A 21622-nucleotide genomic window follows, 5' to 3' on the forward strand; every position below is an offset into this window, starting at 1 on the left:
AGCTAAAAGTTAATACATCGCAAACCATGAAAAAATTCCTGTCCGCTCTTTTCTCTCTTTTAATTTTACATGTTTCAATAGCACAAATAGATCCCGCACCCTCAAGAACTGCAGGTGAAGGCCCTTATGATATGACAATCATACGAGGAGCCACGCTCATCAATGGAAACGGAGCCCCACCCATCGGACCTGTTGATATTGTTATTGAAAAAAATAAGATTACGAAAGTTCAGGTGGTAGGTTATCCTGGAGTAGAAATAAATCCGGATAGACGTCCAAAGCTTGTAGGCAATGGGATGGAAATAGCTGCCGAAGGCATGTATGTGCTACCAGGTTTTGTAGATATGCATGGTCACATTGGCGGCACAAGCCAGGGTACTTCTGCAGAATACGTATTCAAGCTTTGGCTAGCTCATGGAATCACTACGATTAGGGATCCTTCCGCTGGAAACGGCCTGGATTGGGTGCTTAGGCATAAAAATAGAAGTGCAAACAACGAAATAACCGCTCCCCGAATCCTCGCTTATACCTCGTTTGGTCAAAACCTGGAAGATGTCAAGGTGGTAAGGAATCTGCCTGGTGAACGGTCGGTGTCAGGTGAAATTCTCAAAGGTCCGATTACGAATGCTGAAGAAGCTATTTCATGGGTAAGAGCCAATTATCGTCGAGGTGCTGACGGTATCAAATTTTTTGGAGCCTCACCTGAAGTTATGGATGCTGCGCTAAAAGAAAATAAGCGATTGGGCTTACGATCGGCCTGCCATCATGCCCAGTTGAATGTGGGCTGGTGGAACGTGCTCAACTCAGCTGAAGCTGGGCTTACCTCCATGGAGCATTGGTATGGATTGCCGGAGGCGATGTTTGATGATCGAGTAGTACAGGACTATCCTGTAAATTATAATTATCAGAATGAGCAAGATCGCTTTGGAGAAGCTGGGAGACTTTGGCAACAGGCGGCAAAGCCATACTCAAAAAAATGGAATGAAGTCATGAACCGATTGCTGGAATTAGATTTCACACTCGACCCAACCTTCAATATCTATGAAGCTAGCAGAGATTTGATGCGCTCCCGAAACGCCGATTGGCATCAAGATTATACACTTCCTTCTTTATGGAAATTTTATCAACCAAGTAAAGTTTCTCATGGATCATACTGGCACTTTTGGGGAACAGAGGAAGAAGTAGCCTGGAAAGAGAATTATAAGCTTTGGATGACATTTGTCAATGAATACAAAAATCGAGGTGGACGAGTGACTACCGGTTCTGACTCAGGCTTCATCTTCCAGCTATACGGGTTCGCATATATTCGAGAGCTGGAGCTTTTAAGAGAAGCTGGATTTCATCCCCTGGAAGTAATAAGGTCTGCGACCCTTATGGGAGCGCAGGCGCTAGGCATGGAAAAAGAAATCGGCACGATAGAGGTAGGGAAAATGGCTGATTTGGTCGTTGTAGAAGAGAATCCATTGGCCAATTTGAAGGTCTTGTACGGCACTGGTGCCATCAAGCTTACAGCGGATAACGAGATCACTCGAGTAGGCGGAGTGAGGTATACAATCAAAGATGGCGTGATTTATGATGCAAAGGAACTTTTAAAAGAAGTGCGACGCATGGTGAACGAAGCGAAGAACGGTGAAGAACTGAAGCAGCCAGGCTATCCGAATTGGAAAGAATAAAATTCATGAAAAAAATCACCCCGCTAATTATACTTTCTTTGACCTTCAGCCAATGCCAGCAAGGAGGTAGCTCAGCGAGCGTTGAATCAGGCACTACTTCTACACTCCCTGAAAAAGATCCGCTCAAAATCTACAACCTGATGGGTGAGGAGCTTCCGCCTAAGAGCTTGACACCTGAGGCAAAACTGAAATTGGAAGCGAACCTACAAGTGGCGAAGAGCAATCTGGAAGCAAATCCTGATAGTTTAGAGTTGATCATATGGCACGGTAGGCGTCTGGCGTACTTAGGTAGGTACCTGGACGCTATTGAAGTCTATTCCGCGGGCTTGGAAAAGTTCCCAACTTCATTCAAACTGAGAAGACATAGGGGTCATCGTTATATTTCTACACGTCAGCTCAACAAAGCCATTGAGGATTTTGAAATGGCCGCTTTTTATAGTGTTAACGCGCCAAATAAAATAGAACCAGATGGTATTCCAAACAAACTTGATCAGCCTTTAGGTAATGATAAGTTTAATATCTGGTACCACTATGGACTGGCGCATTATCTAAGTGGACGATATGATAAAGCCATTTCTGCTTATAAAAAATGCATGGAGTATAGCAACAATGATGACTTACTTGCTGCCACTTCTTATTGGTTGTATATGACGTACAAAAAAATCGGAAACTTAGAACTGGCCGAATCAGTTCTTGAACCCATCAGCAAAAGGATGGCAATGGTTGAAAACGATGCTTATCTCGATTTGCTTCTCCTGTTTAAAGGCGAAAAAAATGCTCTGGAGTTAGCAGAAAAAGCATTCCCTGTGGACAGTGAAATTGATCCAACCCGGGGGTATGGCTTGGGCAATTGGTATCAGCAGCAAGGCAATACCGAAAAAGCCAATGAGACCTTTCTAAAGGTACTGGAGAGCCCAAGCTGGGATGCGTTCGGATATATTTCTGCAGAAGCAGAGCTTACTGCTGCTTTTCCTGTCCCAATCTCATGATTTCGTTACGTAGCTGAATAGCGACATTGGGGAAATCAGTAATGATTCCATCCACACCTGCATTCAGCATCTTCACCATATCATCACGTGTATTAATCGGGTATGCATGCACTTCGTAGCCTTTGGCATGCATTTGAAAAACTCTTCTTGGCGATAAGGTTTCCCATTGTGGATTGATCGCCTTCATTCGATTGCTTTCTTTAGCGCGTCCCATATGAATTCTGGTTTCAACATAGAAAGCAATTAATGGTGCCGAATCTTCTCCAATGATCAAGGCTTTGGTTTGAATAAGCGGATCAAGTTCATGCACTTCATCCAGGTACTTTGGCTCGTACGACTGAAGAATGATCCAATCTTCTCCATTTTCCTCACTTAACACAACTTCTACTAGCTTCTCAGCAAAATCATGATAGTGCGGATGATCCATATGCTTGATCTCAATAAGCACAGTCACTCTTCCATCGATGAAATCCAACACTTCCTGAAGCGTCGGGATCTTCTCATTTATGAATTGAGAGTCAAACCATGAGCCTACTTCAAATTGTTTAATCTCCTCTAATGTGTAATCATGGACATCACCAGTCACTTGGTTTCCCAATGAATCACGTGTAACCCGATCTAGTCTCTGGTCATGAAAGACAATGATTTCTTCATCTTTCGTATGTCTTACATCAAGCTCGATTTGATCAACCCCAAGCTCTAGCGCTTTCTTAAATGAGGCCATCGTATTCTCAGGCGCAAGTCCTGAAGCGCCCTTGTGGGCTATGACTTGAAACTCCTTTCCTGCCAATCTATCGATATCTGTACTTGCAAACAGGTGTCTATACAGATACGGCTCAAATAGGGACAATGCTCCGAACAATACAAAAAACGGGGCAGAGTAAAGTAAAAACTTCTTAGTCATTCGGGTGATTTTAGACCTGAAAAGTTAGTGAAAAAGTACCAAAAACTACGATTTTGTTGGCTCTACTAGTTTTATACCTAGCTCATCGAGCTGTTCATTCGAAATGTTTGAGGGTGAATCGATCATCACATCTCTTCCTGCATTGTTCTTAGGGAAAGCAATGAAATCTCGAATGCTTTGCTCTCCTGCCATTATCGCACACAAACGATCAAAGCCAAAAGCCACGCCTCCATGCGGGGGTGCTCCATATTCAAACGCTCCCATCAGAAAACCAAACTGTGCTTCTGCTTCCTCTTTACTGAATCCTAATACTTCAAACATTCTGGCCTGCATCTCACGATCATGGATACGGATGGAGCCTCCTCCTGCTTCTACGCCATTTATTACCATGTCATAAGCGTTGGCTCGAACTGCTCCCGGATCGGAGGCTAGCTTTTCAACATCCTCAGGTTTTGGCGCAGTGAACGGGTGGTGCATTGCATGGTACCTTTCCGTTTCCTCATCCCATTCCAGCAGCGGGAAATCAAGCACCCAGGCAGCTGCCACTTTATCTTTATCTCTCAGCCCTAACCGTTCACCCATCTCTAACCGAAGTTCGTTGAGCGCTTTTCTTGTTTGATTTTGTTCCCCTGCCAGAATCAGCAATAAATCCCCCGGCTTGGCTCCACACTTATCTGCCCAAACTTTAAGCGCATCCTGATCAAAAAACTTATCTACTGATGACTTGAACGTGCCGTCTTCATTGCACTTCACATACACCAATCCTTTGGCTCCAATTTGTGGTTTTTTCACAAAATCTGTCAATCCGTCCAATTGTTTTCTAGTGTATTCAGCACATCCTGAAGCATTGATTCCTACCACTAATTCAGCGCTATCGAATACCACAAAACCCTTGCCTTGAGCCAAATCATTCAGTTCGCAAAATTCCATACCAAATCGTAAGTCAGGCTTATCAGAGCCATACTTAGCCATCGCTTCATCATAGCTGATTCGTTGGAAGTCTTGCAATTCAATTCCTTTGATCTCCTTGTATAAAAACTTAGTCATCCCTTCGAATGTCCTTAGTACATCTTCTTGCTCAACAAAGGTCATCTCACAATCTATCTGCGTAAATTCCGGCTGACGATCTGCTCGCAAATCTTCATCGCGAAAGCATTTTACGATCTGAAAATACCGATCCATTCCAGCTACCATCAACAGTTGCTTGAATGTCTGAGGAGATTGAGGAAGCGCGTAAAACTGATTTTCATTCATTCGCGAAGGCACTACAAAATCACGCGCACCTTCTGGAGTTGACTTGATTAAATAGGGCGTTTCTACTTCAAAGAATGATTCGCCATCCAAGTACTCCCGAACCTTCTGCATCATTGTATGACGAAGCTGCAACTTTTCTCTAACCGGATTTCTTCTAATATCAAGGTATCGATACTTCATTCGAAGATCTTCTCCGCCATCTGTTTCATCTTCGATGGTAAATGGCGGCACTTTGGATGCATTCAACAATTCCAGTCTATTGACCCGAATCTCTACGTCCCCTGTCGGCATTTTATCATTTTTCGAGTAGCGCTCCACTACTTCACCGGTAGCTTTCACCACAAATTCTCTCCCTGTCTTCTTTGCCTGATCAATAATAGCCTGCTCAGTGATACCCTCCTCAAAAATCAACTGCGTGACCCCATACCGGTCTCGAAGATCTATCCACACAACACCCCCTTTATCTCTTTGCTTCTGTACCCATCCGCATAATGTTACCGTTTCCCCGGCATGGTTCGAACGTAATTCCCCACAAGTGTGTGTGCGTAGCATATCTATTTAATTGATGAAATTGAAAATAAAAGCGCAAAGGTAGGATCATCACCTGAAAATACCTTTCAAGTTTTTAGCTTTGAGCTATGAAAAAATTCGCAGTGCTCTTCATTTGCCTTTTGCCACTCATTTCGAAGGCTCAAGAAAAGATGGTCAAACATAAGATTAATGAAGAAATCTCCTACTTGGTACCATCATCATTTACATTGATGAGTACCAATGATCGCCTTCAAAAATTCGTTTCCGCACGCGAGCCCCTTGCAATGCATTCAACGCTCGATAGAGAGGTGGATTTGGGTATCAACTGGAATCCAATGCGTTGGACTTCCGATGACAATGAAACCGTGTATGGCTTTTATAAAGCAAGTATTCAATCCCTTTTTGATAATGTTGAATTTATACAGGATGGAATAAAAGAAATAAACGGGAAAAAATTCGTCGTTTTTGAGTTTGTCTCAGCTCTCAAAAGTGACAATGCTTTCTCTGGATCAAAATCCTCGAGATACTATACATATATCCAGTACACCTCTTACAACAACCAAGTGCTGCTTTTCAATTTTGGCTGCAAAGCCAGACTGATGAAGACCTACCAGTCTGTTGCAAAAGACATTATGAGCAGTGTAATAATTGACGAAAAGTAATGGCTCTCAGCATACACAGCGATGAGCACTTCATGAAACAAGCACTCAATGAGGCGCAAGTTGCTTTTGAAGAAGGCGAAATACCCATTGGTGCAGTGGTGGTGTGCGAGCAAAAAATCATTGCTAAGGATCATAACAGAGTAGAACGGCTCAATGATGCTACCGCTCATGCGGAGATGCTTGCCATTACTGCCGCTCAAAATCATTTAGCATCCAAATACCTCAATGAGTGTACGCTTTATGTTACGCTCGAACCTTGCAGCATGTGCGCTGGCGGTCTTTTTTGGACACAAATAGGAAAAGTAGTTGTGGGTGCGCTTGACAAAGAACGTGGCTTTTCAAAGTACAGTAGTGACATACTTCATCCAAAGACGGATCTAAAATTGGGCGTGATGGCAAACGACTGTGAAGTTTTGATTAAAGATTTTTTTAAAAAACTTCGAGGCAACTAAACATACCTAACTCTTGTTATCTTCACAAATCATTTATTAGGAACTATTAAAATCACATAATTATGGCTTTTGAATTACCGAACCTACCCTATGCACACGACGCATTGGAACCACATATAGATGCTAAAACCATGGAAATTCATCATGGCAAGCATCATGCTGCATATGTTTCCAAAGTCAATGCAGCAATAGATGGTACGGACATGGATGGAAAATCCATAGAAGATCTTTGCAAGAATCATTCTGATAATGGTGCAGTACGAAATAATGGCGGTGGTCACTTCAATCACACACTGTTTTGGTCAGTGATGAGTCCAAATGGTGGTGGGGAGCCATCAGGTGCTCTTGCTGATGCAATCAATAGCGCTTTTGGTTCTTTCGAGAAGTTCAAAGAAGAATTTAGCAACGCTGCGGCAACTCGGTTTGGCAGTGGATGGGCTTGGCTCTGCAAGAATAGCGACGGATCTGTTTCCGTATGCTCTACACCAAACCAGGATAATCCATTGATGCCTGAAGCAGGATGCTCAGGAACACCCATTCTAGGACTGGATGTGTGGGAACACGCATACTATTTGAATTACCAAAACAGAAGACCTGATTACATCAATGCATTTTTTAATGTAGTGGACTGGAATGCTGTGAGCGAAAAATACGCTGGATAATGTCAATTAAATTTTCGGTATATATTTGCAACCAGAAATGAGAACAAGTACACTACATCATCATATACATCATTACAACTTCACTCGGAAGAGGTAGGAAGATGATGCTGTAGTATATCAAAATATACCAAGGCCTGTCGGATTACCGACAGGCCTTTTTTTTGTCACTACGTGACAAGAAATTATTGAGCAGAGTTAGCATTTTAAAAATGAACGAGAAGCCAAAACAAATTAATCAAAACAACCTCCACTTGGGGAGGTTAGTGAAAAGCAAAAAACGATCAAATAAATGGGTCAAGTAATAAAAATAGCTGTACAGAAAAGCGGACGCCTGAATGAAAAAAGTATGGGCTTGCTGAAGGAGTGCGGTATCAAAATAAATAACGGCGGCAAACTCATGTCTACCGCTTCAAATTTTCCATTGGAAGTCTTCTACCTGCGGGATGATGATATCCCTCAATATGTAGCGGAAGGAGTTGCCGATATCGGGATTGTTGGTGAAAACGAATACCTGGAAAAACAACAAGCAGTAGAAGTAATCAATCGTACCGGGTTTTCAAAATGTCGTCTATCGCTTGCAATAAAACGAGAAGAAGACTATGCAGGGTTGGAATGGTTTTCTGGTAAGCGCATAGCCACTAGCTACCCAGTAATCCTGAAGAACTTTCTGGAAGCCAATTCTATTGACGCTACAGTGGAAGTAATCAGTGGTAGTGTAGAAATAGCACCAGGAATTGGTCTCGCAGAGGCCGTCTTCGACATTGTGAGTACGGGAAGTACCTTATTAGCTAACGGATTGAAAGAGGTGGAAGTCGCACTCAAAAGTGAAGCTTTATTGGTAGCCAATACGATGCTATCTTCAGAAAAGAAACAGATTCTGGACAAGCTACTTTTTAGGATAGAGGCGGCAAAAGCTGCTAAGCAGAATAAGTATATTTTGCTAAATGCTCCCAATAAAAATCTCAGCTCTATCATCGAACTTTTACCTGGGATGAGAAGTCCCACTGTTCTTCCGCTTGCGGATGAAGGATGGAGCAGTGTTCATAGCGTGATTAAAGAAGATGATTTCTGGGAAGTCATTGATCAACTAAAGGAGAAAGGTGCAGAAGGAATCCTCGTATGTCCAATTGAAAAAATGATTGTTTAGTTGTGAAAAATTATAAGTATCCCAGCAAATTAGATTGGCCGGAATTGTGTCAACGACCGACCTTCGATCTTTCAGAAATGGAGGAACGGGTTGAACCTATAATGGATAGCGTAAGAGCTAAAGGGGACAAAGCACTGCTTCGATACAACAAGCAATTCGATGGTGTCGAAATGGATGATTTGGTTGCTGATTTATCTAATCAGAAATATGAGATTGATCCATCACTTGCAGAAGCCATTATCATTGCTAAATCCAACATTGAAGACTTTCATTTTGCTCAAAAGGAAGAAAAGCACATCATCGAGACCATGCCTGGGGTGAATTGCTGGCGGAAGAGTGTGGGTATACAAAAAGTAGGGCTATACATACCGGGAGGCTCTGCTCCGCTTTTTTCAACTCTTCTAATGTTGGCAATTCCTGCAAAAATTGCTGGCTGCAAAGAGATCGTTGTGTGCACCCCTCCTACCAAATCAGGTGAGTTGAACAAGGTGATTGGATGGACTTGTAAGTTGTTGGGAATAGATAAAATCTTTCTGACCGGAGGTGCGCAAGCCATAGCAGCCATGACTTTTGGAACTGAATCCATCCCAAAAGTGGATAAGATTTTTGGACCTGGAAACCAGTACGTTACCGCTGCGAAGCAAATGGCCCAAAACTTTGGAGTAGCCATTGACATGCCAGCAGGGCCAAGTGAGGTATTGGTTATTGCCGATGATACTGCTTATCCGGCATTTGTCGCAGCAGATTTGCTCTCTCAAGCAGAACATGGAGGAGACAGTCAGGTAATATTAGTAAGCAACTCTGAAAAGCTTATTTCTGAGGTAGCAGTTGAGGTGAAGAACCAAGTGGAGAAATTACCAAGAGTAAAAATTGCTAAGAAGGCTTTGATCAACAGCCAATCAATTCTGGTAAGCAGCCTTGATGATGCAGTCAACTTCAGCAACGAGTATGCGCCTGAGCACCTGATTATCGCTACTGAAGATGCAGAGATTTTGGCTGAAAAAGTTACGATTGCTGGAAGTGTATTTCTTGGCAACTGGAGTTGTGAAAGTGCAGGAGATTATGCTAGTGGCACCAACCATACGCTACCAACCAATGGCTATGCACGGAACTATAGCGGCGTTTCTTTGGACAGTTTTGTGAAAAAAATCACCTTCCAAAAACTAACGAAAAATGGCATTCAGCAGCTTGGCCCTCACATAGAAAAAATGGCTGAAGCTGAGCAATTGCAAGGTCATAAAAATGCAGTGAGTTTAAGGTTAGAAAAGATTAATTCTAACCTCCCCCAGCCCCCCTCGAAGAGGGGAAATAATACGCCTTCAACTCCCCCTTTGGAGGGGGAAGCAACCCTCTGGAAATACGTTTTAAGAGCTAGCGGACTAGGGTACCCGTTTAAAAGACAAAGGCCAATTGATAATTACATTGTGGACTTTGTATCCCTTCCACTGAAGTTAATTATTGAAGTAGACGGAATAACGCATTCTTATGAAGATGTTGCCACGAAAGATGAAATACGCCAAAAGGCATTAGAAAACTTGGGTTTTACAATTATTAGAATTCCTGATGATGCAATACTTAGCAATATTGACAGAGTCAAAAATTATCTTTTAGAAGAAATTAAAAACCTCCCCCCAACCCCCTCCAAAGGGGGAAGTAAAGACGAAAAAAATGTTTGATATTAATAAAATAACAAGACCAAATGTATTGGCGATGAAGCCCTATAGTAGCGCCAGAAATGAATTTGATGGCTTAGCTGAAGTCTCGCTGGACGCCAATGAAAACCCATTTGGATTTGGCCTCAACCGTTATCCAGATGCTTCGCTTTCGGAATTGAAAAAGGCTTTTTCCTCTTTCAGAGGTGTCGGTACAGATCAATTGATTTTTGGAAATGGCAGTGACGAACTTATTGACCTACTGATTCGTGCATTTTGCGAACCCGGAGAAGATAAGATCCTCACATTCACTCCCTCCTTTAGCATGTATGCTGTATGTGCCCAAATTAACAATGTAGAGGAGATACAGAGGCCGCTCAATCAGGATTTTCAAATTGATCCATCTACCATAAAAAATGACCTGGCAGACCCAAATTTGAAATTGATTTTCATTTGCTCCCCAAACAACCCCACAGGAAATAAAATTGACAAGCAGGCGGTTCTTTCCATTGCTGAAAACTTCAACGGATTAGTGGTAGTGGATGAAGCTTATGTTGATTTCAGTGATGAAACATTCGTTGGCAAAAACGTTCCCAACCTATTCATCCTTCAAACCTTTAGCAAAGCGATTGGACTAGCAGGCGTGCGATTGGGTGCTGGGATTGGCAATAGGGACGTAATAGACATTTTGAATAAGATTAAACCACCATATAATGTAAACTCACTCACACAGAAGCAGGGAATTGATGCCTTGCAACGACCCGAAGAGATTAAGAAGCAAGTAGAGATTCTTAACAACGAACGAACAAAGTTAATTTCCTCACTAGAAGCGATTTCTACGGTACAAAAGGTCTATCCTTCAGATGCCAATTTCCTGCTGGTTGAATTTGATGAACCACAAAAAGTCTATCAAAATCTTTTATCTAAAGGTATTGTCGTTCGTGATCGATCCAAATTAGTGGAAGGATGCCTTCGCATTACTGTTGGCACCCCCGAAGAAAACACAAAGTTACTTACGGCATTGGGAGACCAGGTTTATCAGCCCACAGGAAGAATCGGGCAATGCATCCGATCAACCTCTGAGACGAAGATCAAAATAGTTGTAAACCTGGACGATCCAAAAAACAGCTCTATTTCTACAGGGGTAGCATTCTTTGACCACATGCTGGATCAAATCGCCAGGCATGGATCTATTGGGTTGAATATTCAGGTGAAGGGGGATCTTAACATCGATGCCCATCACACCATTGAAGATACCGCTCTGGCTTTGGGAGCAGCGTTTAATGATGCTCTCAAAGAGCGCAAAGGAATCGAACGTTATGGATTTTTGCTGCCCATGGACGACTGTCTTGCACAAGTAGCCATTGATTTTGGTGGTCGCCCTTGGTTGGAGTGGGATGCTGACTTTAAAGCCACACATCTGGGTGAACTCCCCACGGAAATGGTTTCTCACTTTTTCAAATCCTTTTCAGACACAGCAAGATGTAATCTGAACATAAAAGCAGAAGGTGAGAATGATCACCACAAGGTAGAATCCATTTTTAAGGCCTTTGCAAGAGCAGTGAAGATGGCAGTGAGGAAGGATAACAGTGGCGTGTTACCATCAACTAAAGGAGTCTTATAAATTAAGAATTAAGAATTTAGAATTGGGAATTAATAATTGAAAAATTGATCGCAATAGTAAAATACAATGCTGGCAACATCCGCTCCTTGAAAAATGCACTGGATCGAATTGGTGTAGAATCAAAGCTCACAGATGATCCTGATGAATTAGCAGCCGCTGAAAAAGTGATTTTTCCGGGTGTAGGCGAAGCTAAGTCTGCCATGAATTATTTGAGAGAGCGAAAACTTGATGAGGTGCTCATTTCACTTAAGCAACCTTTTCTCGGGATTTGCCTTGGCATGCAATTAATGTGTTCATATTCTGAAGAGCGAGGCACCGATTGTCTTGGAATTTTCGATGAGAAAGTGAAAAAATTTCCACCCAAAGGGCTGGTCCCACACATGGGATGGAATGACTTTATTTCTGTGAAAGGGCCCTTGTTTAAGGGGATTGAGTCTTCAGAAAACATGTACTTCGTGCATAGCTATTATGTAGAAGTGGGTGAAGATACGGTGGGCGAAACTCAGTATTTGGTGCCATTTACTTCTGCCATGAACAAGGACAACTTTTATGGAGTACAGTTTCATCCAGAAAAATCAGCAAGTGGTGGAAGGAAATTGATTGAAAACTTTTTAAATCTTTAAGAAGACAGAATTTAGAATAATTGAATCTAGAATGGGAAAGAGTAAAACGTTTACAGAATTGATTGTTTGGCAAAAAGCTCATGCGCTAACGCTTGATGTATACAGAATAACACAAAATTTTCCTAAAAAGGAGGTTTATGGTATTACTTCGCAAATTAGGAGAGCTTCGGTTTCTGTAGCTGCAAATATTGCTGAAGGATTCAAGCGAAGATCCCCTAATGATAAAGCTAGATTTTTTAATATCTCTGAAGGCACCCTAGATGAAACCAAATACTTTCTAATTCTAGTCAAAGACTTGAATTTTATCAAGGCCAATGATTCTCTTATGGAACAAGTAGATGAGGTTTCCAAACTACTTTATTCTTATAAGAAAGCCATTCTAAATTCTAACTCCTAAATTCTGATCTTATGAGAATAATACCTGCCATTGACATCATAGAAGGAAAGTGTGTCCGACTTTCCAAAGGGGATTATAACACCAAAAAAATATACAATGAAGACCCTCTAGAAGTAGCTAAATCCTTTGAAGATGCCGGTTTGCAATATTTGCATCTGGTCGATCTGGATGGTGCCAAAGAGAAGCACATCGTTAATTGGAAGGTTTTGGAAAAACTAGCAAACAAGACCGGATTGAAAATTGATTTTGGTGGTGGAGTAAAATCCGACGAGGATTTACGCATTGCCTTCGATAGTGGTGCAAGTCAAATTACAGGCGGTAGTATAGCTGTAAAAGAACCTATTCTTTTTACATCATGGATTACTGCATACGGGTCAGAAAAGATCATTCTTGGTGCAGATGCTTTAGATGGAAAAATCGCGGTTTCGGGATGGCAGGAAGGTACCGATCAAGAGATAGACACTTTCATATCAGCATATGCTGAAAAAGGAATTGAGTATGTAATCTCAACTGACATCTCGAAAGATGGAATGCTGGAGGGGCCTTCATTTGATCTCTATGATTCAATACTCAAGAAACTTCCCGAGGTGAAGCTGATAGCAAGTGGCGGGGTTAGCTCAATGGACGATCTTATCAAATTAAAAGAGAATGGGTTAGAGGGAGCAATTGTTGGTAAAGCCATCTATGAGAATAGAATTACACTGAAGGAGCTATCTGAAGTCAATGCTTAAAAAAAGAATTATACCATGTTTGGACATCAAGGATGGGCAAACTGTCAAGGGGGTCAACTTTGTCGATATTCGAAACGCGGGTGATCCGATTGAGCTTGCGAAGAGATATGTAAAGGAAGGAGCCGATGAGCTAGTCTTCCTAGACATCACCGCCACAGTGGATGGGCGAAAAACCTTTGCCGCCCTCGTGGAGCAGATTGCTCATGAAATCAATATCCCTTTCACCGTGGGTGGCGGGATTTCTTCCATTGAGGATGTGAATATTTTGCTCAATGCAGGTGCTGATAAAGTCAGCATCAACTCTGCAGCCGTAAGAACCCCATCCTTGGTAAAAGAGATAGCCGATGAATTTGGGAGTCAGTTCGTTGTAGTCGCTATCGATGCTGGATTGGTTGACAATGAGTGGAAAGTATTTATCAAAGGAGGACGAGAAGCCACTGAATTGGACGTATTTGAATGGGCCAAAAAAGTGGAAGAATTGGGAGCTGGAGAAATCCTATTGACCTCCATGCAAAATGATGGAACCAAAGCCGGATTTGCCATTGATTTGACAAACAAATTATCTGCTGACTTGCGCATCCCTGTTATCGCTTCCGGAGGAGCAGGATCAAGTGAACACTTCAAAGAGGTGTTTGAACAAACGGAAGCTACCGGTGCTTTAGCAGCAAGTGTTTTCCACTTCGGGGAAATTCCTATACCAAAACTCAAAGCATTTCTTAGCAATCAGAATATTGACATTAGGCTTTAAATTATGACCAACTCGAAACTTGAATCTCAGAACCTGGAACTAATACCCGCCATCATTCAACACGCTCAAACTAACCAGGTTTTGATGCTAGGCTATATGAATGATGAATCACTTGCCAAAACCCAAGCTGAGGGCAAGGTAACTTTCTATAGTCGCAGCAAGCAACGACTTTGGACAAAGGGTGAAACTTCGGGCAACTTTCTGAATGTCATTGATATCGAAGAAGACTGTGACAATGACACGTACCTCATCAAGGTTTTACCAGAAGGGGAAACTTGTCACAAGGGAACCTACACCTGTTTTGGAGAAAAAGAATCATTGGGCTTTTTACACGAGCTTCAAGGTGTGATTCAATCCCGAAAAAACAATCCTTCTGAGAAGTCCTACACGACTGAGCTTCTCAATAAAGGCACAAAAAAGATTGCCCAAAAAGTAGGTGAAGAAGCAACAGAGGTAATTCTGGAAGCAATGGATGGAAAAAAAGATTTGCTAATCGAAGAATCTTCAGATCTGCTTTATCACTTCCTTGTGCTGTTGGCAGATCAAGATTTAAAACTGGAGGATGTTGAGCTTAAGTTGATGGAGAGGCATTTGAAGAATGGTTAGCAGTATTGGTGAATCCAATAAGGTTTGCCCTCCATAAATGTTAATACACCAATGATTATTAAGCCATCCTCTTCTTTCATCAGAAAAATTCCATCGTTCTGCATCACTATTGATCTTACTTCTAAATCACCATTAGAGTTTAAAATGCCTTCCTCTGTCTTTTGTTTTGGGAAAATGCCCCAATAATCAACCCATTCGAGTTGACTAGGGAACTCAAAATACGTCTTACTCCCACACCCAAAAAGGTACTCTGAATCTCCTTGTATCATAATTTGAGCACATTCTCCCTTAGTAAAGGATATGTTTTCATCGCTACCATCACCATTAACATCTATACTGATACTAGTGCTCAAATCTATTTTTTCATAGGTCTGACTTGAAGCCATAAGAAATGAAGAGAGTAATGATATGAATATAAATAACCTCATTGTTAATCTATAGGATAAGGCACGAATACAAAATTGGTGAACTGCTCATCTATCACGAATAAACAGCAAAACTCATCAGGATCTTTGTAATTATCTTTGAAGATTTTCTCATCTGCAATCAACCCACGCTGTGTAAACTCCTCTATGAAAGAGGCATAATAATGCCAATTATTCTCAGTTTGAAACGCCTCAACAAGTACCTGACCTATTGGCTGATTGATCTGACACATAGGGAATATGGGATACTTGGAAAATTCCTGCTTCCGAATAGCATAGGAAGCTTCTTTGAGAGGCTCAGCTACTTTCACAAAATCCGAGGAGACTCTGCCCAACTGTTTTGGATCTAATTCGGGATCATTTTGCATAATGCAAAAAGAAGGTCTATTTATCATTTTTTCTAATTTTTCAATGAATAGATCATAATACTTCCTCGATTTTTTTAAGTAAAACCACTACAGGTGGATTTTTTGCTTGTCAGAGGATGTCAGCAAGAAGCAGAATTTTCATAGTTAAAACACTTCTTTTAAAAGACATTATTTGCTTTCCGGGCAATTGAAAGGTATATTTAGAGTAGACCTAGACCAACTTATGACCGCCAAAGAACTAACCACTCTTGCTCATAAAAATCAATTTGAGGAGATTTTCGAGCATTCTCCCTATGCGATTTTCATTCATGATTATGAACGGATACTAGATGTCAATGTCGCTTTTCTTGAACTCTATGGATATGAAAGCAAAGATGAAATTATAGGTAAGGCTCCAATCAGCACCTTGGTTGCACCGGAAGATATTGAGTCGTTTAAAAACGCCACGGAAACGGCTCATTCAACAAGTGCAACCTTGATTCCAAGCGTACGGCTAAAGAAGAAAAATCAGGATTTTTTTTCTGCTGAAGCTCATATTTCAGCCATTTCATCCGATGACGGGGCATTATTCCAAGTGTATTCGGTCGATGTAACTAAATCGATCGAAGCGCAAAAGGAGACACTGGAGAAAGGCAGGGAATATCGAAGGCTATTTAACAATTCGCTGGATGGAATCTATAAAAGTACACCGGCAGGAAGATTTGTAGATGTAAACTCTGCACTTGTACAGATGCTTGGATACGATTCTGAAGAAGAATTGCTAGCCATAGACATCAAAACAGAGCTCTATTTTAAGATCGAAGATCGCAGAATAATGGCAGCTCATGAAGAAGATCAGTATCCGCTGAAAAGAAAAGATGGCTCTGCGATTTGGGTCGAGGATCATAGCTATTACGAACGTGATGAAAAAGGTAACATCCTTTTTCATCACGGCATATTGCGGGACGTGACCAGCAAATTAGAAAAGAAGAATGAACTTGAAGAGCTGCTTTCAGTAATGGAAAGTCAAAATAAAAAACTTCAGAATTTTGCGCACATAATTTCTCATAACATAAGGTCTCATAGCTCCAATCTAACTGCACTTGTCCAATTCATGGAAGACGAAGCTAGTCCTGATGCCAAAGAACGATTCTTTGACATGATCAAGACAAGCACCATGAAATTGGAAGAAACCATTCGAAACCTGAACGAAATCATCACGATACAAAACTCGAATAAGCCAAAGGAGCTTAGAAACTTAAGGGAAGAAGTAGACAATACATTTAAGATATTGAGCGGAAATATCATAGCGAGTAAAATTGCTGTAAAAATTGATATTCCTAAGGATCTTCAAGTAAAAGTCATACCTGCCTATCTGGACAGTATTCTTCTGAACATTGTTAGTAACTCGATCAAATACCGATCCAATGAACGGGATTCTTTCATCGAGATTCGAGCCAGAATCGATGAAGAATGCACCCTAATTACGGTATCCGACAATGGCATAGGCATTGATCTATGCAAGCACAGAAAGAAGCTATTCGGAATGTATGAGACCTTTCACACGAATGACGATTCCAGGGGATTTGGGCTGTACATCACAAAAAATCAAATCGAGTCCATGGGCGGTAAGATCGAAGTGGAGAGCACCTTGGATGTAGGCACGTCAGTCAGCATTTACCTGAAAAACTAAACGCTACAACCACAATGTTTTAAGTTAAGAAGCAACTAACTAATTCTTCAATTCCAACAAAATCACGCATTCCACATGATATGTTTGTATGGTCAAAAACCAATCAAAGATGGAAAATTGAGCTGCCTCACAAAATCAGGATTATTGTTTATACACATCTCTCTGCACAGTTTTGGTTTTGAATATCTCTGAAATATTATAATAGTCATTAAAAAATTGAAAAGTTCGTGAACTTTTATCTTCTTTACACCGTACTATACGAACGTTCTAATTTATGAAAGAAGAAAATATACACCGAGTCCTTGAAATTGGAATAAAGACCATCTGCAGGAAGGGGTATCATAACCTTGGACTGAGAGAACTACTGGAGAGTGCCGACATTCCCAGTGGATCATTTTATTATTATTTTAAAAGTAAGGAAGATTTTGCCTTGAAAGCAGCTGAATATTATGCGGACATGGTGGAAGAATTTTTCAGGACCAGACTACTCCATAGTGATCTTCCATACGCTGAGCGTTTGGAGTTTATTTTCGATGACGAGATGGAACGTGTGAAAGCAAATGATTTCAAAGAAGGCTGTATACTAGGTGACTTAAGTAGCGAAGTGGCTGGGGAAATGGAAGAAATTAGGGTATTAGTAGAGTCTAAACTGAAAGCATGGCAGGACGTGATCGAGCGTTATCTAATTGAAGGACAAAATGCAGGTTACTTCAAAAAAGAAGTTGATCCTTTGCATATGGCTATTTTCTTTTTGAGCAGTAGACAAGGGACGCTAGCTCGCGTTAAATCCATGAGAAGTATTAAACCATATCAGGTATTTAAGGCTTCCATGATGATGGCAATAGTGAAATAAAATTTTTATTAAATTAATATACGAACGTTCTAATATAACAAAAACTATGATAACTCAAACAACAGAAGCAGAAAGCTTCAGCGATTACCAGGAAGTACTAAAAGCGCTGGCACCTTATATAAATGGTGCACGAAAAGGGGATGGAAAACTAAGTAGAACTGCATTTTTTGATCATGCACACATTGTAGGCTCTATAGCCGGCGAATTTGAAAACAATACAGCTGATGAATTTAGTGATGCAGTTACTTCTTTAGGCGAAGCGCCAAACATTCAACATCATGTTGCCTGGATAGACATTTCGGGACCGGCAGCAGCGGCAAAAGTAGAATTTCTTGATTGGAAAGGATTTCGATTCACTGACTTCTTTGTGCTGTATAAAAAGGATGGGCAATGGAAAATCAGTGGAAAAACCTATGATTCTCATTCACAGAACTGAAATAAAATTTAAAAACAAAAAAACAAAAGACACATGAAATTTATTTACACAATCCTAGCACTGGCATTAGCCCTTAGTGCTTCTGCACAGCAGGCTAAGACAAAACAGGACGAAACTCAAAGCTTTAGCGAATATCAGCAAGTGGCGGCCGCTCTGAAACCGTATATAGAAAGCGCAAAAAGCGGAGATGGAAAACTGAGTAGGACAGCTTTTTATGATCATGCTGATATTGTAGGATCCATAGGTGGACAATTTTCAGCTTTAACAGCAGATGAATTTGCCGCTGAAATCAACAAAACGGGAAAATCAGAAAACATCCAACATCATATCGCGTGGATCGATATCTCCGGGCCTGCTGCTGCCGCTAAGGTAGAGTTTATCGATTGGGCTGGACTGAGATTTACTGACTTCTTCGTGCTATACAAGAAGGATGGGCAATGGAAGATCAGTGGCAAGACATATGATTCTCATTCAAACAATTAAGATATCAAATGAAAATATTAGTAATAGGGTCAACTGGAAGAGTTGGCCTTTTTTTGACTCAAAAACTACTTCAAGAGAATCATACGGTGGTGGGGACTTCAAGACATGGAGACAGATTATTTGAATCCTCAAACTACAGCCAAATCAATTTGGATCTCTTAAGAAGTCTGGAAGAAATCAAGAATGAAATTCCAAATGATATTGAGGCTATTTATTTTGTGTCTGGTTCTCGCGGTAAAAATCTTCTTCAAGTAGATCTTGATGGAGCTATTAAAACGATGAGAGTTGCTGAAGAGCTAGGAATCAAACGATACATCATGCTAAGTACCATTTTTTCCCTTGCACCCGAAAAGTGGAACGAAATTCCGAATTTGAGAGACTATTACCTTGCCAAATTCTATGCTGATCAGTGGCTAATGGAAAATACCGAATTGGACTACACAATCTTGCAACCTGGGCATTTGAAAGAAGTGAAAGCCACAGGCAAGATCAGTGTAAATGTGAGTGATCTCGGTGATAATGCTATTGAAGATGTAGCCGAAACGCTAATGGAATTGCTGGATAAAGAATCAACATTTCAAAAAGTGATTCCAATCCACGACGGAGAAACACCAATCAAAGAGGCCATTTCATTTTTATAAAAAATCCGGTTTTCCTCCAGTTATTTCAACATCCCTCTGATTGCTATAAATCTGATATCATTTGATCTCAGCATTAATTGTCTTTACTTGATGTTTAAAAAGCATTAAGTTAGACAGGCCAAAAAAACTATTAGGTCAGGGAATAATATGTTGGGATTATTGGAATTTTTTGTTCTTATGCATTAGTGTTACTTACAAGAGTACAAACAAGCCGATGGATAAATACAAAGGAATACTGGATAACATAGCCAGATATGTTAAGCTATCAGATGATGAAATAGAACAGTTTATTTCAAAATTAAAAACCACTAGAATAAAAAAAAGGCAATTTGTTATTCAACCAGGGTTTATATCTGACTATCGAAACTATATTGTGGAGGGTGCAGTCAGGGTTTTTTATTTAGATGAGCTTGGAAAAGAGCATACAGTAAGTATTGGAATCGAAGATTGGTACTTCACAGATTTTTACAGTTATTTAAATAGATCTCCTGCTGAATATTTTGCTGAAGCTCTTGAGGACTCCCTAATCCTACAAATGAGATACGATGATGTTGAAGAGCTTTGTGCTCGCATACATCCCTTATGTCAATATTTTAGGTTGTACTCAGAACGAGCTTTGTCCTATTCACTTAAAAGAACCATTTCCAACATCAGTAAAACCTCAGAAGAGCGATATTGGGAGTACGTTAATAAATATCCTCAAATCGCAAATAGAGTGCCGCAGTATGTCCTCGCATCCTATTTAGGAATTTCCCCAGAATCACTGAGCAGAATCCGTTCACGACCATAAGTAAAAATTGATTTAGATCAATTTTTCCCCTTGATAGAGGTCAAGCTCTTTTCTTAACACACGTCATTTTAATCCCCTCATATACTACTCAATTTTGTAATGTCAATATTGATACATTTTAAAATTTAAAGTATATGAAAGCAGTTGTTTATAAGGAACGATCAAAAATTGAGGTTGTGGACATACCAAAGCCACAACTATTAAAAGATGATGATGTAATTGTCCGTATCACCCTTGCAGGTGTTTGCGGAGCGGATCTAGAATTTACCCAAAACGGACCTGAAATGGGTTTGTTCGAAGGGATGCGAATAGGTCATGAATTTGTTGGTGTCGTAGACCAAGTAGGCAAAGACATTCATTCATTAAAAGTCGGAGACCGTGTCGTAGCTTCAGCTATGTTCGTTGACGGAGAATGTTACTATTGTAAACGTGATTTACCTTCAGCATGTGAACATGGAGGTTTATTTGGAACACCCCTTTTTGCGGAGCATGGAGGTGATGATATCCAGGGAGGACAGGCAGAGTTTATACGTGTTCCTTATGGTAATACTTCACTATTTAAGCTTCCAGAAGGTTTGACCGGAGATGAGCACGACACAAAAGTTCTTCCATTGGGAGATAATTTCGCAACCGGTTATCACGGAGCATTAAATGCCAATATCAAGACAGGAGAAACTGTAGCGGTTATTGGTGATGGCGCAGTAGGTCTGAGCGCTGTAATGGCCGCAACATTGTTTGGTCCATCTACTATTATTCTTGTTGGACGTCACGATAGTCGATTAGAATTAGCAAAAACTATTGGCGCAACGCATGTAGTGAATTCAAAAAACGAAGATCCAGTAGAATTTGTAAAGTCGCTTACAGAGGGACGAGGTGCAAATTCTGTTATTGATTCTGTTGGTAATAAAGCAGCGATTGATCAAGGTATGGGAATGACTCAGGCTGGTGCTTCGATAAGTGTGCTTGGGTTTGGTCACCTTTATGAACCTGTTGATCAGCCTTATTCATCCGCGTTGTTTAGAAATATAACTATTCATACGGGTGTAGTAAATGTGGCCGCTTATATGAAAAAATTATTGCCGATCGTAGAAAGAGGTGTTATAGATCCTAGTGTGATTTTCACTGATATTTTACCACTATCAGAAGCAGAAAAAGGGTATGATTTGATGCGCGATCGTACATCAGGAACGCTAAAAGTGGCATTGCGTCCTTAATACTTTTCCCAGAGTTTTAAAATCGATGTGTCGAAAAAGGGGTATCAGAACCTTTTTTTGACACATTTCCTATCTCATAAAATCA

24 protein-coding genes are annotated in these 21622 nt (G+C 40.8%); 20 read left to right on the forward strand and 4 right to left on the reverse strand.

Features of this window, described 5'->3' with window-relative positions; genetic code table 11:
- Positions 1-26 precede the first annotated feature (26 nt).
- Positions 27-1673, forward strand: coding sequence for an amidohydrolase family protein (locus ABJF57_RS00770; RefSeq protein WP_462235434.1), 1647 nt, complete (start codon positions 27-29; stop codon positions 1671-1673).
- 5 nt (positions 1674-1678) lie between these two features.
- The gene (locus ABJF57_RS00775) at positions 1679-2662 is read left to right on the forward strand and encodes a tetratricopeptide repeat protein (protein WP_462235433.1); all 984 of its coding nucleotides are present in this window, start codon (positions 1679-1681) and stop codon (positions 2660-2662) included.
- On the opposite strand, the gene ABJF57_RS00780 is transcribed toward ABJF57_RS00775, so the two are convergent.
- Complete coding sequence (locus ABJF57_RS00780; RefSeq protein WP_462235431.1) at positions 2631-3566, reverse strand: glycerophosphodiester phosphodiesterase; 936 nt, start codon at positions 3564-3566, stop codon at positions 2631-2633. The two genes, ABJF57_RS00775 and ABJF57_RS00780, sit on opposite strands and share 32 nt — an antisense overlap.
- Positions 3567-3611: 45 nt before the next feature.
- Positions 3612-5372 (reverse strand): aspartate--tRNA ligase, encoded by a 1761-nt coding sequence (gene aspS / locus ABJF57_RS00785; protein ID WP_462235429.1) that lies wholly within the window; start codon positions 5370-5372, stop codon positions 3612-3614.
- 86 nt (positions 5373-5458) lie between these two features.
- Here aspS and ABJF57_RS00790 point away from each other — a divergent pair, with 86 nt between their 5' ends.
- The 11 genes from ABJF57_RS00790 to hisIE all read left to right on the forward strand — a co-directional run bounded on the left by ABJF57_RS00790 (position 5459) and on the right by hisIE (position 14655).
- Complete coding sequence (locus ABJF57_RS00790; protein WP_462235427.1) at positions 5459-6013, forward strand: hypothetical protein; 555 nt, start codon at positions 5459-5461, stop codon at positions 6011-6013.
- On the forward strand, positions 6013-6465 hold the full coding sequence (locus ABJF57_RS00795) for a nucleoside deaminase (RefSeq protein WP_462235425.1): 453 nt from the start codon (positions 6013-6015) through the stop codon (positions 6463-6465). The genes ABJF57_RS00790 and ABJF57_RS00795 overlap by 1 nt, the downstream gene beginning before the upstream one ends.
- A gap of 62 nt (positions 6466-6527) precedes the next feature.
- On the forward strand, positions 6528-7127 hold the full coding sequence (locus ABJF57_RS00800) for a superoxide dismutase (protein WP_462235423.1): 600 nt from the start codon (positions 6528-6530) through the stop codon (positions 7125-7127).
- Positions 7128-7416: 289 nt separating this feature from the next.
- Complete coding sequence (gene hisG / locus ABJF57_RS00805) at positions 7417-8274, forward strand: ATP phosphoribosyltransferase (RefSeq protein ID WP_462235421.1); 858 nt, start codon at positions 7417-7419, stop codon at positions 8272-8274.
- Between the two features lie 2 nt (positions 8275-8276).
- The gene (gene hisD, locus ABJF57_RS00810) at positions 8277-9950 is read left to right on the forward strand and encodes a histidinol dehydrogenase (RefSeq protein ID WP_462235419.1); all 1674 of its coding nucleotides are present in this window, start codon (positions 8277-8279) and stop codon (positions 9948-9950) included.
- On the forward strand, positions 9943-11550 hold the full coding sequence (gene hisC, locus ABJF57_RS00815) for a histidinol-phosphate transaminase (protein WP_462235417.1): 1608 nt from the start codon (positions 9943-9945) through the stop codon (positions 11548-11550). Before hisD ends, hisC begins: the two co-directional genes overlap by 8 nt.
- A 44-nt stretch (positions 11551-11594) precedes the next feature.
- The gene (gene hisH, locus ABJF57_RS00820) at positions 11595-12173 is read left to right on the forward strand and encodes an imidazole glycerol phosphate synthase subunit HisH (RefSeq protein WP_462235416.1); all 579 of its coding nucleotides are present in this window, start codon (positions 11595-11597) and stop codon (positions 12171-12173) included.
- A 31-nt stretch (positions 12174-12204) separates the two neighbouring features.
- Positions 12205-12570: a four helix bundle protein gene (locus tag ABJF57_RS00825; protein WP_462235414.1), complete on the forward strand. Its 366-nt coding sequence runs from the start codon at positions 12205-12207 to the stop codon at positions 12568-12570.
- 11 nt (positions 12571-12581) lie between these two features.
- Entirely contained in the window at positions 12582-13301 is a 720-nt protein-coding gene (gene hisA / locus ABJF57_RS00830; protein ID WP_462235412.1) for a 1-(5-phosphoribosyl)-5-[(5-phosphoribosylamino)methylideneamino]imidazole-4-carboxamide isomerase, read from the forward strand.
- Positions 13294-14049, forward strand: a complete 756-nt coding sequence (gene hisF, locus ABJF57_RS00835; RefSeq protein ID WP_462235410.1) for an imidazole glycerol phosphate synthase subunit HisF — start codon at positions 13294-13296, stop codon at positions 14047-14049. Before hisA ends, hisF begins: the two co-directional genes overlap by 8 nt.
- A 3-nt stretch (positions 14050-14052) precedes the next feature.
- Positions 14053-14655, forward strand: coding sequence for a bifunctional phosphoribosyl-AMP cyclohydrolase/phosphoribosyl-ATP diphosphatase HisIE (gene hisIE / locus ABJF57_RS00840; RefSeq protein ID WP_462235408.1), 603 nt, complete (start codon positions 14053-14055; stop codon positions 14653-14655).
- On the opposite strand, the gene ABJF57_RS00845 is transcribed toward hisIE, so the two are convergent.
- Together ABJF57_RS00845 and ABJF57_RS00850 are read right to left on the reverse strand one after the other, a co-directional pair.
- On the reverse strand, positions 14652-15083 hold the full coding sequence (locus ABJF57_RS00845; RefSeq protein ID WP_462235406.1) for a hypothetical protein: 432 nt from the start codon (positions 15081-15083) through the stop codon (positions 14652-14654). The two genes, hisIE and ABJF57_RS00845, sit on opposite strands and share 4 nt — an antisense overlap.
- Before the next feature lie 2 nt (positions 15084-15085).
- Positions 15086-15475: a hypothetical protein gene (locus tag ABJF57_RS00850; protein ID WP_462235404.1), complete on the reverse strand. Its 390-nt coding sequence runs from the start codon at positions 15473-15475 to the stop codon at positions 15086-15088.
- 196 nt (positions 15476-15671) lie between these two features.
- On the opposite strand from ABJF57_RS00850, the gene ABJF57_RS00855 reads away from it, so the two are divergent.
- The 7 genes from ABJF57_RS00855 to ABJF57_RS00885 all read left to right on the forward strand — a co-directional run bounded on the left by ABJF57_RS00855 (position 15672) and on the right by ABJF57_RS00885 (position 21537).
- Complete coding sequence (locus ABJF57_RS00855; protein WP_462235402.1) at positions 15672-17120, forward strand: PAS domain-containing sensor histidine kinase; 1449 nt, start codon at positions 15672-15674, stop codon at positions 17118-17120.
- A 274-nt stretch (positions 17121-17394) separates the two neighbouring features.
- On the forward strand, positions 17395-17973 hold the full coding sequence (locus ABJF57_RS00860) for a TetR/AcrR family transcriptional regulator (protein WP_462235401.1): 579 nt from the start codon (positions 17395-17397) through the stop codon (positions 17971-17973).
- Between the two features lie 46 nt (positions 17974-18019).
- On the forward strand, positions 18020-18409 hold the full coding sequence (locus ABJF57_RS00865) for a nuclear transport factor 2 family protein (protein ID WP_462235399.1): 390 nt from the start codon (positions 18020-18022) through the stop codon (positions 18407-18409).
- Between the two features lie 33 nt (positions 18410-18442).
- On the forward strand, positions 18443-18892 hold the full coding sequence (locus tag ABJF57_RS00870) for a nuclear transport factor 2 family protein (RefSeq protein WP_462235398.1): 450 nt from the start codon (positions 18443-18445) through the stop codon (positions 18890-18892).
- An 8-nt stretch (positions 18893-18900) separates the two neighbouring features.
- On the forward strand, positions 18901-19533 hold the full coding sequence (locus ABJF57_RS00875) for an NAD(P)H-binding protein (protein ID WP_462235396.1): 633 nt from the start codon (positions 18901-18903) through the stop codon (positions 19531-19533).
- Positions 19534-19747: 214 nt separating this feature from the next.
- Positions 19748-20323, forward strand: coding sequence for a Crp/Fnr family transcriptional regulator (locus tag ABJF57_RS00880; RefSeq protein WP_462235394.1), 576 nt, complete (start codon positions 19748-19750; stop codon positions 20321-20323).
- A gap of 134 nt (positions 20324-20457) precedes the next feature.
- Entirely contained in the window at positions 20458-21537 is a 1080-nt protein-coding gene (locus tag ABJF57_RS00885; RefSeq protein WP_462235392.1) for a zinc-dependent alcohol dehydrogenase, read from the forward strand.
- Positions 21538-21622 lie beyond the last annotated feature (85 nt).

The organism is Ekhidna sp. (assembly GCF_039940915.1).
GTDB lineage: Bacteria > Bacteroidota > Bacteroidia > Cytophagales > Cyclobacteriaceae > Ekhidna.

Coding starts and splice junctions, on each gene's coding strand:
- ABJF57_RS00800 (WP_462235423.1), top strand. CDS start 6,528: ATGGCTTTTGAATTACCGAACCTACCCTATGCACACGACGCATTGGAA.
- ABJF57_RS00870 (WP_462235398.1), top strand. CDS start 18,443: ATGAAATTTATTTACACAATCCTAGCACTGGCATTAGCCCTTAGTGCT.
- ABJF57_RS00845 (WP_462235406.1), bottom strand. CDS start 15,083: ATGAGGTTATTTATATTCATATCATTACTCTCTTCATTTCTTATGGCT.
- ABJF57_RS00875 (WP_462235396.1), top strand. CDS start 18,901: ATGAAAATATTAGTAATAGGGTCAACTGGAAGAGTTGGCCTTTTTTTG.
- ABJF57_RS00770 (WP_462235434.1), top strand. CDS start 27: ATGAAAAAATTCCTGTCCGCTCTTTTCTCTCTTTTAATTTTACATGTT.
- ABJF57_RS00795 (WP_462235425.1), top strand. CDS start 6,013: ATGGCTCTCAGCATACACAGCGATGAGCACTTCATGAAACAAGCACTC.
- ABJF57_RS00780 (WP_462235431.1), bottom strand. CDS start 3,566: ATGACTAAGAAGTTTTTACTTTACTCTGCCCCGTTTTTTGTATTGTTC.
- hisA (WP_462235412.1), top strand. CDS start 12,582: ATGAGAATAATACCTGCCATTGACATCATAGAAGGAAAGTGTGTCCGA.
- ABJF57_RS00850 (WP_462235404.1), bottom strand. CDS start 15,475: ATGATAAATAGACCTTCTTTTTGCATTATGCAAAATGATCCCGAATTA.
- ABJF57_RS00885 (WP_462235392.1), top strand. CDS start 20,458: ATGAAAGCAGTTGTTTATAAGGAACGATCAAAAATTGAGGTTGTGGAC.
- ABJF57_RS00865 (WP_462235399.1), top strand. CDS start 18,020: ATGATAACTCAAACAACAGAAGCAGAAAGCTTCAGCGATTACCAGGAA.
- aspS (WP_462235429.1), bottom strand. CDS start 5,372: ATGCTACGCACACACACTTGTGGGGAATTACGTTCGAACCATGCCGGG.
- ABJF57_RS00855 (WP_462235402.1), top strand. CDS start 15,672: ATGACCGCCAAAGAACTAACCACTCTTGCTCATAAAAATCAATTTGAG.
- ABJF57_RS00790 (WP_462235427.1), top strand. CDS start 5,459: ATGAAAAAATTCGCAGTGCTCTTCATTTGCCTTTTGCCACTCATTTCG.
- ABJF57_RS00880 (WP_462235394.1), top strand. CDS start 19,748: ATGGATAAATACAAAGGAATACTGGATAACATAGCCAGATATGTTAAG.
- ABJF57_RS00775 (WP_462235433.1), top strand. CDS start 1,679: ATGAAAAAAATCACCCCGCTAATTATACTTTCTTTGACCTTCAGCCAA.
- hisF (WP_462235410.1), top strand. CDS start 13,294: ATGCTTAAAAAAAGAATTATACCATGTTTGGACATCAAGGATGGGCAA.
- hisIE (WP_462235408.1), top strand. CDS start 14,053: ATGACCAACTCGAAACTTGAATCTCAGAACCTGGAACTAATACCCGCC.
- hisC (WP_462235417.1), top strand. CDS start 9,943: ATGTTTGATATTAATAAAATAACAAGACCAAATGTATTGGCGATGAAG.
- hisG (WP_462235421.1), top strand. CDS start 7,417: ATGGGTCAAGTAATAAAAATAGCTGTACAGAAAAGCGGACGCCTGAAT.
- ABJF57_RS00825 (WP_462235414.1), top strand. CDS start 12,205: ATGGGAAAGAGTAAAACGTTTACAGAATTGATTGTTTGGCAAAAAGCT.
- ABJF57_RS00860 (WP_462235401.1), top strand. CDS start 17,395: ATGAAAGAAGAAAATATACACCGAGTCCTTGAAATTGGAATAAAGACC.